This window comes from Kluyvera georgiana, from assembly GCF_050990895.1.
Taxonomy (GTDB): Bacteria; Pseudomonadota; Gammaproteobacteria; order Enterobacterales; family Enterobacteriaceae; genus Kluyvera; species Kluyvera georgiana.
The window spans coordinates 740252-755125 of record NZ_CP158865.1 but is presented as its reverse complement, the minus strand read 5'-3'; the positions used below and the strand labels follow the sequence as shown (position 1 = coordinate 755125).

Genomic DNA, 14874 nt, shown 5'->3' with positions numbered 1-14874 from the left:
GCTATGTCATATTATAAGTGACGTTATTTCAGTCGCTTATATTTTTGGTATGAAGTATAGACTTAAGTCGAACTGACGGCGGTTAATATCGCTACTCTGCCAGCGCCTGACGTAAATCGTCGCGTAAATCGTCAACCCCTTCAATGCCCACAGAGAGGCGAATCAGCTGTGGCGTAATGCCGTTGGCCAGTCGCTGCTCCAGCGGGATAGAGGCATGGGTCATGCTGAACGGCTGGCTGACCAGGCTTTCCACGCCGCCCAGGCTCTCAGCGAGCGTAAAGAGGCGCAACTTTTTGATCACCGCTTCTGCCCGTTCGGCATCGCCTTTTACCACAATTGAGATCATTCCGCCCGGTTGCGCCATTTGACGGCGGGCAAGCGAATAATCGGGGTGCGATTCCAGCCACGGGAACCAGACTTTTTCCACCTGCGGCTGCTGCTCAAGCCACTGGGCAAGCGCCAGCGCGTTGTTGCTGTGGCGTTCCATACGCAGCGACAGCGTGCGGATCCCGCGCAGAGTCAGAAAGCTACTGAACGGATCGAGCACGCCGCCAACGGCGTTTTGCAGATAACCAAGCTGCTCTGCCAGAGTCGGGTTATCGCCCACCACCGCAAGACCGGCGACAACGTCGGAGTGACCGTTGAGGTATTTGGTCGCGGAATGCACCACGATATCAAAACCGAATGCCAGCGGGCGCTGGATTACCGGCGAGGCGAAGGTGTTATCCGCCACGCTGATAAGCTTGTGGCGGTGGGCGATGCCGGCAATCGCCTCCAGATCGGCCAGTTTTAGCAAGGGGTTGGTCGGCGTTTCAACCCAAATCATGCGTGTTTCCGGACGGATAGCCGCTTCCAGCGCCGAGAGCGAACCGGGTTTGACCCAGCTCACCTGCAGCCCCGCGCTGCGCCGACGCACGTTTTCAATCAGCCGGTAGGTTCCACCATAAACATCATCGACGGCAACGATATGGCTGTCTTTATCCAGCAGCTCCAGCACCGTGGAGATAGCCGCCAGCCCAGAGGCAAAGGCGTAGCCGCGGCTGCCGCCTTCCAGTTCAGCGATGGCGGTCTCCAGCGCAGCGCGCGTTGGGTTGCCGCTACGCGAATACTCGTAGCCGGTGTGCTGTCCCGGTGCCGGTTGGGCATAGGTGGATGTCGCGTAAATGGGCGGCATCACCGCACCGTGGCTATCGGTAAAAGTGCCGCTGTGTACGCTCAGGGTATCGAAGGTTTTCATTATTCATTCCTTACTGTTCAAGACGGTTACGCCAGCTCGTGAGGAGATCGCTGCGGGTGATAAGGCCAAGGAAGCGTTCGTTATCCACCACAACGGCCACCTGGCCGCGATCAAAAATGGGTTTCAGCGCGCTCTCAGGCGCGGTGATGTCGAGGGTTTCAACCTCCTGAGTCATGGCTTCGCGCACCGGCAAGCCAAAACGTTGACTGTCTCCCTGGACGTGGCTCAGCAGATCCCACTCATCGATGATCCCCACCACCCCGCCCTCTTCCAGTACCGGTAGCTGTGAGATGTCATAAAGGCGCATACGGGCCAGTACGGTCGCCAGGGTGTCATCCGGTGCGGCAGTAACGGTGGCGCCTTCATCGTGGCGCAGGGCAATGAAATCGCTCAAGTCACCACGCAGTGTGCGGGCCAGCAGGCCCTGCTGGCGCATCCAGTCGTCGTTGAACATTTTCGACAGGTACTTGTTGCCGCTGTCGCAGGCAAAGGTCACCACCCGTTTCGGCGTCGTTTGCGCACGGCAGTAGCGCAGCGCCGCCGCCAGCAGCGTGCCGCTTGAAGAACCAGCCAGAATCCCCTCTACCTGTAGAAGTTCGCGGGCGGTAGTGAAGGCTTCGCGATCGCTGATGCGTAACGCCTTACGGACGTTATTGATGTGCGCTAATGGCGGGATAAAGTCTTCGCCAATCCCTTCAACCAGCCAGGATCCCGCTTCCTGATAACGACCGCTTTCGACCTGATCGGCAAGGATCGAACCGGCCGGATCGGCCAGCACAAACTCGGTATGCGGCGAATGTTCGGCGAACCATGCCTGCAGACCGCCCAGCGTACCGCCCGACCCTACGCCAACGACGATGGCATCAATTTGCCCGTCGAGTTGCTGATACAGCTCCGGCGCGGTAGTCGTGGCGTGAGCCAACGGATTGGCGGCGTTATTGAACTGGTCAATGTAAAAAGCGCCGGGCAGCGCTTTTGCCAGCCGCTGTGCGTAGTCCTGATAGTACGCCGGATGCCCTTTACCAACGTCAGAACGGGTCAACACAACCTGAGCGCCGAGGGCGCGGAGGTGGAAAATCTTCTCGCGGCTCATTTTGTCCGGTACGACAAGGATAAGCTTATACCCGCGCTGGGCGGCAATCAGCGCCAGCCCTAGCCCGGTGTTACCTGCGGTCGCTTCGACAATGGTACCGCCAGGCAGCAGCAGCCCCTGCTTTTGCGCCTCATCGATCATCGACAGCGCCACCCGGTCTTTGATTGAACCACCGGGGTTCTGGTTTTCCAGTTTCAGAAACAAGCTGCACGGTCCGGTATCCAGCTTATGCAGCTGCAGTACCGGCGTCTGGCCGATAAGTTCGGTGACGGAATGGTAAACGGTCATACGCTTTAATCCTGATATATGAGCAATGACCAGAGTGTAGGGCTGTAAAAAATGGATGATAAAGAACCTTTATCTGGCCTTTAGCGCAAATTGGAATATGACCTGCTATTTAGACATTTAGACGGAGAGACGTTTAGTCGTGCAGAGGGGTTGATGGCTAAAAAAGGGGGGATTTGCTCTATTTTCAGCCATAAAAGCGGCATCAGGTCGCGCCTTTTGCCGCATCATAGCTTTCTATTGTTGAACTTCATCTAAGGATTGTTCGCCGCATTCTTTGGGCTATTCGCGCTATGGGGACGAGACGACGCGTTGAAGAACCCGCCTGAAAGGCGGGTTTTTGGTTTCTGTGCCCCTCGGAGCTGTCTCGCATCACTCACTGATAAACAAACGTCACGCCAATAATCGACTGCACGTTTCCCGCCGTCACCTGGCCGCGGGTTCGCGCATAGTTGGCGGTCAAGCCAAGGCTCACGGCCGATGTGCTTACCGTGCCAAGCGATACCATACTGTTGGCAGGTACGATGCTGCCGTTGCGGGTAAGCTGAACGCCCACCCCGCTCGCAGGCGACGCCGATGCGGTGTTGGTGAAAATGGAGTTTGCCGAATCCTCCGTCGTCCCCGAGAGGTAGTAACTGAGCTTTTGGCTCTGCGCGCAATACACCGTTAGCGGAATGGCTGTAGAGCCTGGGTAATCCGGCAGCGTGACCGTGACGTTTCGCGCAGAGACATCACAGCCTCCGGTGGGTACCACGACGTTGTTGTTAGCGTAGATATTCCAGACAAACTGGAAATCGTCGTTATTTTTATTGTTGGTCTGGCGAAGAATCATTACGGCGATAAGCGTTCCAGCGCTAATCGCCACGCCGCCAGCGGAGCTAATCGGCGTCAGATAGAGCATCGTGGGCCAGGGAGTATCGGTTTTCGAGTTGTAGATTATCCGCGCGGTTTCCGTGGTGGTGGGAAACGGGTAGCTGGAACCGTTGTATTTGACGGTGCCGGAAAAACTTGCAAGCACGCCACCGTATGCCGAACCTCTCTGCAAGGTGACGTAGTCGGTGATGGTCTCCGGATAATCGTTATGGCAAAAAATCTGCGTCGAGAGATCGACGACCAGGTTTTGCCCCACGTTCACCGCGGGGGCCAGATCCACATAGACGTTCGCGCTGCCGCCGCCGATGGGGATTGTTGTTCCGCTGGCGGTCCTGCAGGCAAATGACCAGGCATTAAACGACCAGCCGGCCATCAGCAGCATCGTCAACACGGTTATCACTCTCTTCATAACGCTTTTCTCCTGCTCAGGCGTAGGTATAGGTGACGTTGATCACCGCCTGAATGGTTCCCTGGGTCGCGCCGCCGTTAACCGATAGCGCCCTCACCTGCAGCGGAAAACGGGCAGACTGCGAGGTCTCATCCACCGTGACCGTTGTCGTCGCGCCGGTATTAAGCGTTTTGCCCCCCGCATCCTGCAGCTCAAGCTGAATATTTCTGGCCGTTCCCTGATTCTGGTAGTAGCCGGTGGCGTCTGCCGTGCCGCTAAAGCTGGCGGTAACCCGCGATGTGCCAACAGGGCAGTTGATGAGATCCAGCTCGACGCCATGCCAGGCCGAACTTGAACCTGCCGAAAGCAGGCTGAAAGTGTAGAGATCGCCAAGATCAACGTCAGCATTGCGGGTCGAGACCGTGCAAGGCTTCGCCACCACTTTACCGTTGACGGTAATCGTCACATCGGCGGCCCATAGCGCCGAAGATAAGGCGACCAGCACGATCGCCGATAGCACGCCGCAATAAGCCCATTTCATTGATGCCTCCACTTACTGAAATTCAAGGGTGAACGTCGCCGTGGCGTTAACGTGGCCCGGCGTGACCGGCACCTGCGTGGCCATCAGGCGAGCATAAAAATTAAGCGTGTTGCTTTGGCCTGGCGTCAGCGTCGTCCATGGAAGAACGGATGATGCGGCATTGAGCGGCAGCATCGTCTGCTGGCCATTGAGGATCTGCACCCCCATGCCAGCGGCGGCAGCGCTGCCGCTGTCAAGCTTCAACAGGCTGGTATTGTCGTTATCCGCCACGCCAGTAAACCCTACCTTCACCGCGCTCACCGCGCCGCCGCAGGGGGAAAGGACAATACGAAAAGGTATCGCCGGCGTGGTCGCGCCGACGGCGCTGAACTGTTTCGCTGCGTTATCCATCAGATCGACGATAAAGTCCTTAGACTCGCCCGCCACGGCACAGCCGTTATCTCTCACATGGCCGCTGATGGTGATCGTGCTATCTGCGGCCAGCGCGCTGGCGGTAAATAGCGACAGGAGTGCGCTGAACAGGTAACAAGGCATTGTCATAGTGATGTCCTTAGCGGCACGTGGCCGATAGCTGAATCAGAGGCTGCTGCTGGCTCTCGTCGGGTAACCGATATTCAGCTTCGCAACGTGCATTGGCGCCTTGCCCCCACATGACCTGCACCTTTCCGGCTAGCGGCATGCCGCTGAGGTAAACGAGACCGTTATCGGCGACGATGCTGGCATTCTGGTTACCCGCCGAGGTGACCATGGCGCCAAACGGTACGGGTTTACCGTTGTGAATTAACGTCATCAGCAGCTTCATGCCAACGTGCGCCTTGAACTTCGCACGCACAATCGCGCCGTGCGTCGGTACCACACTCACCACCGCGTCATCCAGGTCGACGTTATCCGCCAGCGTGTTGGTGTCCAGCGCCACACGGTTTTCCCGATACTCGGTGGCGTAAGGCAGCACGGCGTAGCCGCGCCAGTCGGTGCGCACCCCGGTCTGATTTTCCACTTTCGTCCCTTTCGCCCCCGGCGCGCTGACCAGTACCGCCGTGTCATTGAGAGGCTGGCTCAGCGTGACGCCGTCAGCATGCGCCAGCACGCCACCGCTCATGCCGTAATACAGTTGTTTAATCCCGTCGCTATGGCTGTAGCCAACGTTGGCATTACCGTAACCGCCGCGATAGTTCAGCGCGGCATAACCGGTGCTCCCGCTGCTGCCTTCGCCGCCGCTGGCATAGCCCGTCTGCACGTTGTAGCTGAGGTTGTTATCCTCCAGCAGCGTGCCGTAAAGCCCGGCGAGGTTGCTCATCCGACCGTTGAGATCGTTGGACATGCTGTAGCTGGCGCTCGCTTGTCGCCAGGCGGACTGGCTGTCCGAGCGCAACCAGTGGCTGAACGGAATGTTGACGTTCACCGCCAGCATCTGGTCACGACCATCCTGCCAGGCGTTTTTGGTCAGGCTATAGCTCAGCGTCCAGTTGATATCGTCAACGGCGGTATTTAGCCCGGCCTGGAATTGCTCATCGACATTGCCGGTTCCCCAGTAGGTTTGCTGGCTGCCGCTCAAATACAGCGTGGCCGTTCGTCCCAACTGCTGGGTAATGCTCACCTGTACTTTGCCCCGTTTGCTGTAGGCAAGGTTGTAATAGTCGGTGAATTTCGGCTTCACGTAGACCGGCCCGTCCTCGGTGACCACCGAGTGTCCGCTCATGCGCTGATAGGTAGTATCAGCAAAATTAAAGTAGCCCCGCGTGGAGTAGCGGTAACCCACCAGCTGAATATTGGTACCTAGCTCACTGAGCGATTTGTTGTAGAGAAACCGCACCGACTGGCCCTGCTGCCGACTGTCATCGGGTAGCGTGGCGTTGGCCTGGGTAACGTCCACCGACATCGCTCCCAGGTTGCCCATGTTCTTGCCGACCCCGACGTTAAACGCACGATAGCGATCGGCCAGCTGGCTCCCGCCGTACAGCGTCCATCCTGCCGCCAGCCCGTGCATCAGGGTACCTTGAAAGAACGTGGGATCGTCCTGCAACTCATTGCCGCTGCGGTATTTTCCGGCGGTCAGCGCGTAGCGAGTGTGACCTTGACGCTGCAACACCGGGACGGAAGAATACGGTACGGTAAAACGTTGGCTGCTGCCGTCCGCTTCTTTGATCGTGACCTGTAGGTCGCCGCCGTTACCCGCCGCATAGAGATCGTTAATGGTGAAGGGACCTGGCGGCACCGTACTGTGATAAATCTCATAGCCGTTTTGCTTGATAGAAACCTGTGCCGTGCCGCGAGCAATACCATGAATAGCCGGCGCAAAACCTTTCTGACTGTCCGGCAGCATGTTGTCATCAGAAGCCATCTGCCCGCCACGAAAGTTAATCCCATCGAAGATATCGCCATTGGTATAGCTGTCTCCCAGCGTCAGCCGCGAGCGTAAGGCCGTGATATCGCGCTCCAGCCAGGTATTGATATGCTGCCATTTGTTTTCACTTTGCGAGCCGCTGCTGTGGCTCCAGCTACTGTTGTCACGTAGCCGCCACGGGCCAACGTTCAACCCGCTTTGCAGGTTTAAATAGGCATATTGGCTGCTACCGCCAACCGAGTTCTGCACGCGATTACCGGTGAAGTTGTAGTTCAGCAATCCGGCTGTGATACCGTTGTCCCACAGTTCCGGCGGGATATAACCACGCGCCTGATTGCCCATAAAGGCCTGAGGAATGGTCAGGTACAGGCGCTGCTGGCCCACATCCAGACGAATGGTTGCTGCCTCAATCATCGCCGTTAACGGCACGCAAGTGTCAGCGTCTAACGCACTCAACCCGTCGACCGCCGCGGCGTTCAGCCCCATGCTAACCAACTGTCCGCGTGTCAGACAGGGCATCAGCCCATCGCCATTTTCGCGGGCGCTGAACGCCACATCGCGGGTAGCCATGTACCCGTCATTGAGGTAGATGTCTACCCGATAGGTCCCCGGCGGCAGCTCCTGCCCCTTCTCAAAACCAGAGAGATCCGCCACGGCGGCAGGGTCGTCAGCCAGAAAACGCGGGTTAAAGTAGAGTTCCGCCTGGACGAGAAAAGTCGGTGCCGCGAGCAAAATGGCAGCGGCAAGCAGCCGCATACGCCGGACCTGCAAACAAGCGAGGCCAAATTTCAGATATGACATAGTCCCTCCGGTTTCACTTCACCCGGCGATCGTTTCTTATTCTATTCAAGGGATAGGACTGCCCCGAGGCTTAACGCATCGCGCCAATCATGCGCGGCGTCAGCGCGCCATAGTCATTAATGGTCCTGAAGGTGATTTCACCGCTGGCATCGTCGGGTATTTTCACCCGGGTTTCGCCCATCGGCGGAACCAGCGCATTTTCCAGCACTCGGGTACCGGCATTGAGCTCAGTCACCGTCAGATAATACGGCGTGGGGTTGTTCAGCGTGAGCGTGCCGGCACCGCGACGAAACGTCAGTTTTTCGACGGCCTGCTCCGGCGGCATCGCCAGTTTTGCCGGACGGTAGTAAAGCTTAATACGGCTGATAATCGCCAGTTGCAGGGTATTGTCGTTGAGCTTAGATTTATCCATCGCCGGAATCGCCTTCACGTTCATCCAGAACAGGCTTTCCCGATCCTGCGGCAGCTGGTTATTGGACGCGTCAAGAATGCGTAGCGTGTTCTCTTTTTTCCCCTGCATCGCGAACAGCGGCGGCGTCACCACAAAACGGCCATCTTTAACGCCGTCGGCGTTCTCCACCCAGGACTGAATGAGATAAGTACCGCTATCGTCGGTATTGGTTACCGCCAGAGGGACCTGCTTTTGTCCCGCCGGATAAATGACCCGGGTCGCACCCAGCGCCACGCCCGCGTGTGCATAATGGCTTACCCCGCTAGCCGCTATCAGCAGCAGCATCGCCAGCGCGCCGCGCATCACCATCAACGTTCTTTTCATGTTTACCCCTGTTGTATTCACCGTCATTTCCTGCGTCCGGTTAATTACTGGTAGGTTAAAGCGAACCAGGCCTGCGCATTCGCCGTTCCGCCGGTCACCTGCCGCGCTGTCGCACGATATTTCGCCACAAAATGCAGTGTGGTCAGCCCCTCGTTGAGTCGTATCCAGCGAGCGGGCGCCTGGTTGAGCGGAATGAAACGGCCCTGGTCATCAAACAGCGCAATGCCAATACCGGTAGCAATGCCCGCACCCTCTCCCACGGAGAGAACGTCAGGATCTTTACCGTCAGCGACACCCTGAAACGACACACCCACGTGCTGGCTGACCGCCGTACTGCAATCTTCAAGATGAATAGCAAAAGCGATGGGATTGGACTCTTCGCCAACCGCATGAAAACGATGGCTGGCGACCTGGCCCATCTTTACCGTCATCAGGCGATCTTCCGCCGCCACGCTGCAGGCTTCGGCAACAACAACCCCCTGAAAACGTAAACCACCACCGGGTAACGTGACGTTCCAGTGGTTACCAGCCTGCGCGACGATCGGCAGCAGAAACGTCAGCAATAACCCTGTCGTCCAACGCATGACTCTCACCTCCGTTCCCTCCTGATTTCGGGCCTTCCTGGCCCTCGTGGCATCCCTGCCGGTTGGATTACTCGTACTGAACTTTGAAGGTCGCGTCGGCGTTCGCCGTACCCGCCGTGGCCGCGCCGGTCGCGTAGTAACGCGCCTGGAATGGGATCACGTTCGTGCCATCGTTCAGGGTGGTGGCAGAGCTAAAGGTTCCACCATCGAGCGCCAGCGGTTTGCCTTTGTTATCGAGGATCTGGATGCCCACGTTGGTGGCACCGCCCGATGCTGACCCTTGCAGCGCCAGAACGGTGGTGTTGGTGGTATCAATCGCCGTGCCGGAGAAGGCCACGGATGCCTTGGTTGAAACGCTGGTGTCACAATCATTCAGCTGGATGTTAAAACCAACGGCGGAACTAGTGCTGCCCGCGGTCGCCAGTTTTGCCGAACGAACCTGACCCATCTGTACCGTCTGGTCGATAGAACCGGCGTCCACGGCGCAGGCCGCGTTCACCACATCGCCTTTAAAATGCACGGTGCCGCCGTTTACGGTAGTCGTATCCGCCAGCGCCGCCGCAGAGGTGAAGGAAAGCGCAGAGATAATTAGCAGCGCAACTTTATTAATGCCCATAAATGTACTCCTGATTAATGGAGAATATTATTCTCACTTTGTTAAAAACAGCGCTAAAGGCAGGCAATAGAGGTTCTGCCTGACACGCATCGATTATTTATGTGAAGACGACCACATCCCGACAGCAGCACCGCTATCTGGATATCAGAAATAACGTCACCAGCGTCGATTCAGCTTTGAGATATCCAGATAAAACGACATTGTCGCGGCATTATTCCCACGCAAACCAAACATTCGTTTAGTTTTCTGCCGCAAATAATAAATATGCTTTTCGCTGAGCCCTGCTAATTTATTAATTTGTGAAACGGAGTAGCCTTCGCATAGATAGCGAAAGACAATCAACTCTTGTTCAGAGAAATCCCGCCGATCAAAAATAGATTTACTCGCCTCATACAGGCACAAGTAAAGATCTGAAAAACCTATCTTTTCAGAGATGAGCCAAGGGAATGGCCCCTGATAGACACATCCGGGAGAACTCTCCATCTTGTATAACAGTACAATTCGGCAATGAGAGCATAGTGATGCAATTAAACTCAGTATCCGGTGTCGCTCGGCGATATCAGAAATATAAATTATGAAAATATCACTAACCGACGTACGTAAGTAACACTGTGACTTTAATTGTGTGGAGTGGATCGCTGCAACATTTCCTCTCCGAATAACTTCATCATCTTGCAATGCCAAAAGGAAAAAACTGTTATCCGAGATAATACATTTCCTCATATATTACCCCAACATGCAGATCCAATTTATTCTATTTAGTATCCATAATTCCTGTTTCCAGAACGTCGTAACCCAAACTTCGATTTAATTATATACACAGCGAATATACATCGTCAAAAACGATCAATTAATTATTATTGATAGATATCGGCAATTGATTTAATGGATATAGATCGCCCTGATCGATCAATTAATAAAGAAAAATAATAAGATCAATGAAATAGATAATTTAATTTTAGGATTTTTCAATTAATAAGAAATTGTTCGTATTGATATGCATCGCGAACTAATTGTAATTTTGTGTAAAGAATATATCTTGATGCGCAATTTAACTTAATTTTCACAAATGCATAAATTGATCCAAATCAATTTACATCATTAAAACAAAAAATGAATTATTGACCTCGCACCAATACACACGGCAAAACTTCACTCATCAGGGGGATTAAATGCGCTAAATCGCTACCCGATAGTGAGTATAGAATCAATTTGGCGCTTTATCGGGTTAGAAGGGGGATATTTGAGACGGGAGCATAACAAACAACGTCAGACACATAGCCTGCTCAGGAACACTGTGCCATAGCGTTATGAAACCTCGCCGAAGATGTGGAGGCCGTCGCTTTTTCCTGATTCCGATTCGGGCCTAAAGGAGCCGCAGATGAAAGATATTGCTAGTATTCCGCAACGTACAGCAGGGTCTGCTCGCCGCAAAACTCCCGCTCGCCATAATCAACAGACGATAAAGATTGTCGGAAGAATTTGAACATAACGTTTTCCCACCATTGGACCAGGCCCCCCATCAATTGATGAGGGGGCGTCACGATTATGATTTTTTCGCGCTGTAGACTTCTTCACCGGTAAATGTCGGCTCGGCCCAGAAGTTAATATTGAACTGCGCGTCGTCGGTCATTTCAATGCGGTGCCAGTACTGCGGCGGGCTGGTCGCGAAGCTACCGGCGTTGATGACCACCTTCACTTCCGGTTCCGTGGCCTGCTCGTCAGCAAAACCGTAATAGGTCACCGTCCCTTCCATCACGCACAGTTGACCAAAGATGCCAGCGGCGGTGTTGTGATGGCTCAGCAGCGCGGCCGGGACATTGTCTTTCGTGAAGAACGGGGTTGAACGTTTGATAGTCCAGTTTTTTGGGATTCTGTAATGGCTCATATTAACCTCCGGATCTAAAACATGCATTTAAAATACAACTTCAAATCCGAGCTGTAAAGATTTTTTGATAATAAATCTCATTATCACAAAAACACCGTTCTTCGCCCCGCATCACATTTCTGAATGTTGCTCATTGTCGAATCTCGACATTTATTTATATTAAAAATGTCGAATACCAACAGAGGTAATGCATGAACCCGCTCGCTTTCACTATCGCGCAAGAACAGAATGTCGCTACTCGCTACCTGGCAGACCTGCCGCTTCCGGACGTACTGGCGTTGCTCAACGAGCACGACGCACGTGTTCCGCAGGCCATTCAGAGCGTTCTCCCGCAGGTAGAGCAGGCCGTACGTCTGATTGTCGGGCAGATGAAAAGCGGCGGTCGGCTGTTTTACGTCGGCGCGGGCACCAGCGGACGGCTTGGCGTGCTGGACTCCGCCGAGTGCCCTCCCACCTTCGGTACCGACCCAAACCTGGTGCAGTCAGTGATTGCCGGCGGGCTGGATGCTATGCTGCGAGCCGTTGAGAACGTTGAAGATGATGGTGCTGCCGCGGTTGCCGAACTCCGTGCTCGCGGCCTGAACGATCGTGATGTGGTGCTGGGTATCGCCGCCAGCGGACGCACGCCGTTCGTGATGTCGGCGCTCGACTTTGCGCGCCAGACTGGCGCAAAGACCATCGCCCTCACCACCCGCGGTCCAGGCCCGATCTCAGAAAAAGCCGACGTGGCGGTGGCTCCGGATGTGGGCGCCGAAGCGCTGGCTGGTTCCACGCGGATGAAAAGCGGCTCCGCACAGAAGATGCTGTTAGGCATGATCAGTACCGCTACCATGATTCAACTGGGGCGCGTGCACGGCAACCTGATGATTGACGTAAAAGCCTCGAATGAAAAGCTACTGCGCCGCGCCGAGCACATGGTGGCACAGATCTGCGAAGTGGATAACGCTACGGCACAGGCGCTACTCCAGGAAGTGAACTACAACGTGCGCGCGGCGGTGCTGAGCAACCTGCTGGGCCTCTCTCCCGATGCGGCGCTTACGATGGCCGCGCAACCCTTTGTCTCCCTGAAAGATCAGCTATTATCAGGAGCCTCTCATGGCCAATAAAATAGAACATCTGGAGCTTATCGCTGACGCTATCGAACACCATATTGGCGGCTTCGGCAACGTCGCCACGTTGACCAATTGTATGACCCGCGTACGCGTCGTCCTGCGCGATCGTAGTCTGTTTAACGCCGAAGCGCTGCGCAAAGTGGACGGCGTTAAAGGCACCGTCGATGCCGGAGAGCAGTTTCAGATTATCGTTGGTGCGGGCACGGCGTCGAAGGTGACAGGTATCCTGACTAAACGCATGAATCACGCGGGAATCGCCCCTGCCGCCGCAGACGATGAAGAACGCAAGCCTTTCTCCATCCGCCGCAGCCTGAATATTCTGGCGGCGATTTTCGTCCCGACCATCCCGGCGCTCATCGGCTGCGGTTTAATTCTCGGGTTAGTGAACGTCTGCCGCCTGGTCGGTCCGGAATTTGTTGCCAACCATCAAGATCTCTTTGCCCTGTTAACGGTAATGGGTAAAGCGGTCTTCACGGTACTGGCGGTGATGATCGGCATGAATACCGCCAAAGAGCTGCAGGCATCCCCTGCTATCGGCGCCGTGATGGCGGCCGTACTGGCCGCACCGGATCTCGCCAACATCAAGCTATTCGGCAGCGCCTTAACGCCGGGCGGCGGCGGGATTTTCGCCGTGCTGCTGGTCTGCGTCTTTGCCGCGAAATTTGAGCTGTGGTTCCGCCGCTACTGCAAAGAGAGCCTGGATCTCATTTTGACGCCGATGGTGACGATTCTGGTTTCTTCACTGGCCGCGTTGCTGATTCTGCAACCGCTGGCGCACGCGGTTAACCAGTGGCTGGGCGACCTGGTTGCGCTCTCCCTGCTCAACAATTCCGCGGGTTCTATCGTGGTTGGCGCGCTGCTTGGCGGCGGCTTCCTGTTCCTGCTGCTGACCGGTTTACATCAGGGGCTTATTCCTATTCACGCGCAGATCCTCGATACTTTTGGCCTGAACTATCTGTTCCCGATCCTTGCCATGGGCGGGATGGGTCAGGTGGGTGCTGCGGCCTATGTCTATCTGAAGACCAAAAATTCGCGCCTGAAGAAAACCATTTCCGGCGCGCTGCCGGTAGGCATTATCGGCGTCGGTGAACCGCTGCTGTTCGGCGTCTCCTTGCCGCTGGGCAAACCGTTTATCGCAGGCTGCATCGGCGGCGCGGCGGGCGGTGCGGTGATTGCCGCCTGTAAAGTAGGGATCATCATTCCGTTTGGGACTGCTGGATTATCGCTACTGCCGTTAGTCGGCGCCGGACAGATTCTGCCGTTCCTGCTGGCGGTTGTCAGCGCATGGGGGGTTGGATTTGTCGCCGCCATGATCCTGGGCTTTACCGATCCGCAGGAATAGTCATAATCAGGCACGGGGCGCAACGCGCCCTTCCCATGATGAGAAATAAGGTACGTAATGGAATCCATCATCAGCAAAATTCAGGCTCTGGCAGAGGCCAAAAACGGCGGCGATCGGCGTATTTCGACCTATCTGATTGAGCGAAATTTTGATATCTCCGATTTAAGCGCCACCCGCATGGGGCAGGAGCTGGGTATCAGCGATTCCTCCGTCATCCGCTATGCCAAAGCGCTCGGCTGTAGCGGCTTTCCGGAGCTGAAGCTGTGGCTCGCCGCGGCCAGCCATCCGCAAAAATTACGGGCACGCGAGGAAATCTACGAAGGCATTGAAGCCAGCGACTCTACCCATCAGATGGTTGAGAAAGCGCGCGTCCTGTTTGCCAGCAAAATCGACCAGTCGCTGGATCTGCTCGACCCGCAAACTATCGACACCTGCGCGCGGTTACTCATCGACAGCCGCAAAATCGTTCTCGTCGGCATCGGCACCTCGGCGCTGATCGCGCTGGATATCAACCACAAGCTGATTCGTTGTGGGTTAAACGTGCAGTTCAACTACGATTACCACACGCAAATTGTACAGGCATCTTTGCTACAGCCCGGCGACGTGCTGCTCGCGGTCTCCGCGCGCGGTGAAACGGCGGAGGTAGTGGAAGCGCTGGAACTGGCCCGCGAACGTGGGGCGTACACGATAGCCATCACCCGCTACGGCAAAAACAAGGTCAGCCAGATCGCCGAACACGTCATCCCCTATAGCTATACCGAAGCGCACGAGAAGCTCGGCATGGTGACGCCGCAGATCCTACAGATGATCGCCTTTGATATTCTTTTCTTCCGCATCAACAGCCTGGTGTCGCCGGACAGCATGTCCACCGCGCTGCGTACCATCAATAAACGCCAGCAGAAAGGGAGTACGCCATAAATATCGGTCAGGTCGCAGGCTATCGCTTACCGACAAGCGGGAGCCTGCGCTGAACACAGGAAGTACTACAGGCGAAA

General features: G+C 55.6%; 14 protein-coding genes. 3 read left to right on the top strand and 11 right to left on the bottom strand.

The window, feature by feature from the left end:
* Positions 1 to 91: 91 nt before the first annotated feature.
* The 11 genes from ABTW00_RS03625 to ABTW00_RS03575 form a co-directional block, all read right to left on the bottom strand.
* Positions 92 to 1237, bottom strand: a complete 1146-nt coding sequence (locus ABTW00_RS03625) for a trans-sulfuration enzyme family protein (RefSeq protein WP_433638889.1) — start codon at positions 1235 to 1237, stop codon at positions 92 to 94.
* A gap of 10 nt (positions 1238 to 1247) precedes the next feature.
* On the bottom strand, positions 1248 to 2618 hold the full coding sequence (locus ABTW00_RS03620; protein WP_433638887.1) for a pyridoxal-phosphate dependent enzyme: 1371 nt from the start codon (positions 2616 to 2618) through the stop codon (positions 1248 to 1250).
* A 373-nt stretch (positions 2619 to 2991) separates the two neighbouring features.
* Entirely contained in the window at positions 2992 to 3897 is a 906-nt protein-coding gene (locus ABTW00_RS03615) for a fimbrial protein (RefSeq protein ID WP_065356033.1), read from the bottom strand.
* A gap of 16 nt (positions 3898 to 3913) precedes the next feature.
* Complete coding sequence (locus ABTW00_RS03610) at positions 3914 to 4417, bottom strand: fimbrial protein (RefSeq protein WP_433638884.1); 504 nt, start codon at positions 4415 to 4417, stop codon at positions 3914 to 3916.
* A gap of 12 nt (positions 4418 to 4429) precedes the next feature.
* On the bottom strand, positions 4430 to 4957 hold the full coding sequence (locus ABTW00_RS03605; RefSeq protein ID WP_433638882.1) for a fimbrial protein: 528 nt from the start codon (positions 4955 to 4957) through the stop codon (positions 4430 to 4432).
* 10 nt (positions 4958 to 4967) lie between these two features.
* Positions 4968 to 7562, bottom strand: a complete 2595-nt coding sequence (locus tag ABTW00_RS03600) for a fimbrial biogenesis usher protein (protein ID WP_433638880.1) — start codon at positions 7560 to 7562, stop codon at positions 4968 to 4970.
* 70 nt (positions 7563 to 7632) lie between these two features.
* Positions 7633 to 8337 (bottom strand): fimbria/pilus periplasmic chaperone, encoded by a 705-nt coding sequence (locus ABTW00_RS03595; protein WP_064542463.1) that lies wholly within the window; start codon positions 8335 to 8337, stop codon positions 7633 to 7635.
* 44 nt (positions 8338 to 8381) lie between these two features.
* Positions 8382 to 8921 carry a fimbrial protein gene (locus tag ABTW00_RS03590; protein ID WP_064542458.1) on the bottom strand — a complete coding sequence of 180 codons (540 nt, stop codon included), beginning with the start codon at positions 8919 to 8921 and terminating at the stop codon, positions 8382 to 8384.
* Between the two features lie 67 nt (positions 8922 to 8988).
* Positions 8989 to 9537, bottom strand: coding sequence for a type 1 fimbrial major subunit FimA (fimA, locus tag ABTW00_RS03585; RefSeq protein WP_064542454.1), 549 nt, complete (start codon positions 9535 to 9537; stop codon positions 8989 to 8991).
* A gap of 156 nt (positions 9538 to 9693) precedes the next feature.
* Positions 9694 to 10020 carry a hypothetical protein gene (locus tag ABTW00_RS03580; protein WP_167351044.1) on the bottom strand — a complete coding sequence of 109 codons (327 nt, stop codon included), beginning with the start codon at positions 10018 to 10020 and terminating at the stop codon, positions 9694 to 9696.
* A 1063-nt stretch (positions 10021 to 11083) separates the two neighbouring features.
* The gene (locus ABTW00_RS03575; protein ID WP_064542451.1) at positions 11084 to 11425 is read right to left on the bottom strand and encodes a DUF1971 domain-containing protein; all 342 of its coding nucleotides are present in this window, start codon (positions 11423 to 11425) and stop codon (positions 11084 to 11086) included.
* A 191-nt stretch (positions 11426 to 11616) separates the two neighbouring features.
* On the opposite strand from ABTW00_RS03575, the gene murQ reads away from it, so the two are divergent.
* From murQ to ABTW00_RS03560, 3 genes are read left to right on the top strand one after another with little or no spacing between them, the layout of a single operon-like run.
* Complete coding sequence (gene murQ, locus ABTW00_RS03570) at positions 11617 to 12531, top strand: N-acetylmuramic acid 6-phosphate etherase (protein ID WP_065356039.1); 915 nt, start codon at positions 11617 to 11619, stop codon at positions 12529 to 12531.
* Positions 12521 to 13879 carry a PTS transporter subunit EIIC gene (locus tag ABTW00_RS03565; protein WP_433638875.1) on the top strand — a complete coding sequence of 453 codons (1359 nt, stop codon included), beginning with the start codon at positions 12521 to 12523 and terminating at the stop codon, positions 13877 to 13879. The genes murQ and ABTW00_RS03565 overlap by 11 nt, the downstream gene beginning before the upstream one ends.
* A gap of 57 nt (positions 13880 to 13936) precedes the next feature.
* A complete protein-coding gene (locus ABTW00_RS03560) occupies positions 13937 to 14797 on the top strand; it encodes a MurR/RpiR family transcriptional regulator (RefSeq protein WP_433638873.1) in 861 nt (286 codons plus the stop codon).
* The last annotated feature ends 77 nt before the right edge of the window (positions 14798 to 14874 follow it).

Bases quoted from the DNA above. Each gene is read 5' to 3' on its own strand.
- ABTW00_RS03575 (WP_064542451.1), bottom strand. From the start codon at position 11,425: ATGAGCCATTACAGAATCCCAAAAAACTGGACTATCAAACGTTCAACC.
- ABTW00_RS03595 (WP_064542463.1), bottom strand. From the start codon at position 8,337: ATGAAAAGAACGTTGATGGTGATGCGCGGCGCGCTGGCGATGCTGCTG.
- fimA (WP_064542454.1), bottom strand. From the start codon at position 9,537: ATGGGCATTAATAAAGTTGCGCTGCTAATTATCTCTGCGCTTTCCTTC.
- ABTW00_RS03605 (WP_433638882.1), bottom strand. From the start codon at position 4,957: ATGACAATGCCTTGTTACCTGTTCAGCGCACTCCTGTCGCTATTTACC.
- murQ (WP_065356039.1), top strand. From the start codon at position 11,617: ATGAACCCGCTCGCTTTCACTATCGCGCAAGAACAGAATGTCGCTACT.
- ABTW00_RS03625 (WP_433638889.1), bottom strand. From the start codon at position 1,237: ATGAAAACCTTCGATACCCTGAGCGTACACAGCGGCACTTTTACCGAT.
- ABTW00_RS03620 (WP_433638887.1), bottom strand. From the start codon at position 2,618: ATGACCGTTTACCATTCCGTCACCGAACTTATCGGCCAGACGCCGGTA.
- ABTW00_RS03565 (WP_433638875.1), top strand. From the start codon at position 12,521: ATGGCCAATAAAATAGAACATCTGGAGCTTATCGCTGACGCTATCGAA.
- ABTW00_RS03580 (WP_167351044.1), bottom strand. From the start codon at position 10,020: ATGGAGAGTTCTCCCGGATGTGTCTATCAGGGGCCATTCCCTTGGCTC.
- ABTW00_RS03560 (WP_433638873.1), top strand. From the start codon at position 13,937: ATGGAATCCATCATCAGCAAAATTCAGGCTCTGGCAGAGGCCAAAAAC.
- ABTW00_RS03610 (WP_433638884.1), bottom strand. From the start codon at position 4,417: ATGAAATGGGCTTATTGCGGCGTGCTATCGGCGATCGTGCTGGTCGCC.
- ABTW00_RS03600 (WP_433638880.1), bottom strand. From the start codon at position 7,562: ATGTCATATCTGAAATTTGGCCTCGCTTGTTTGCAGGTCCGGCGTATG.
- ABTW00_RS03615 (WP_065356033.1), bottom strand. From the start codon at position 3,897: ATGAAGAGAGTGATAACCGTGTTGACGATGCTGCTGATGGCCGGCTGG.
- ABTW00_RS03590 (WP_064542458.1), bottom strand. From the start codon at position 8,921: ATGCGTTGGACGACAGGGTTATTGCTGACGTTTCTGCTGCCGATCGTC.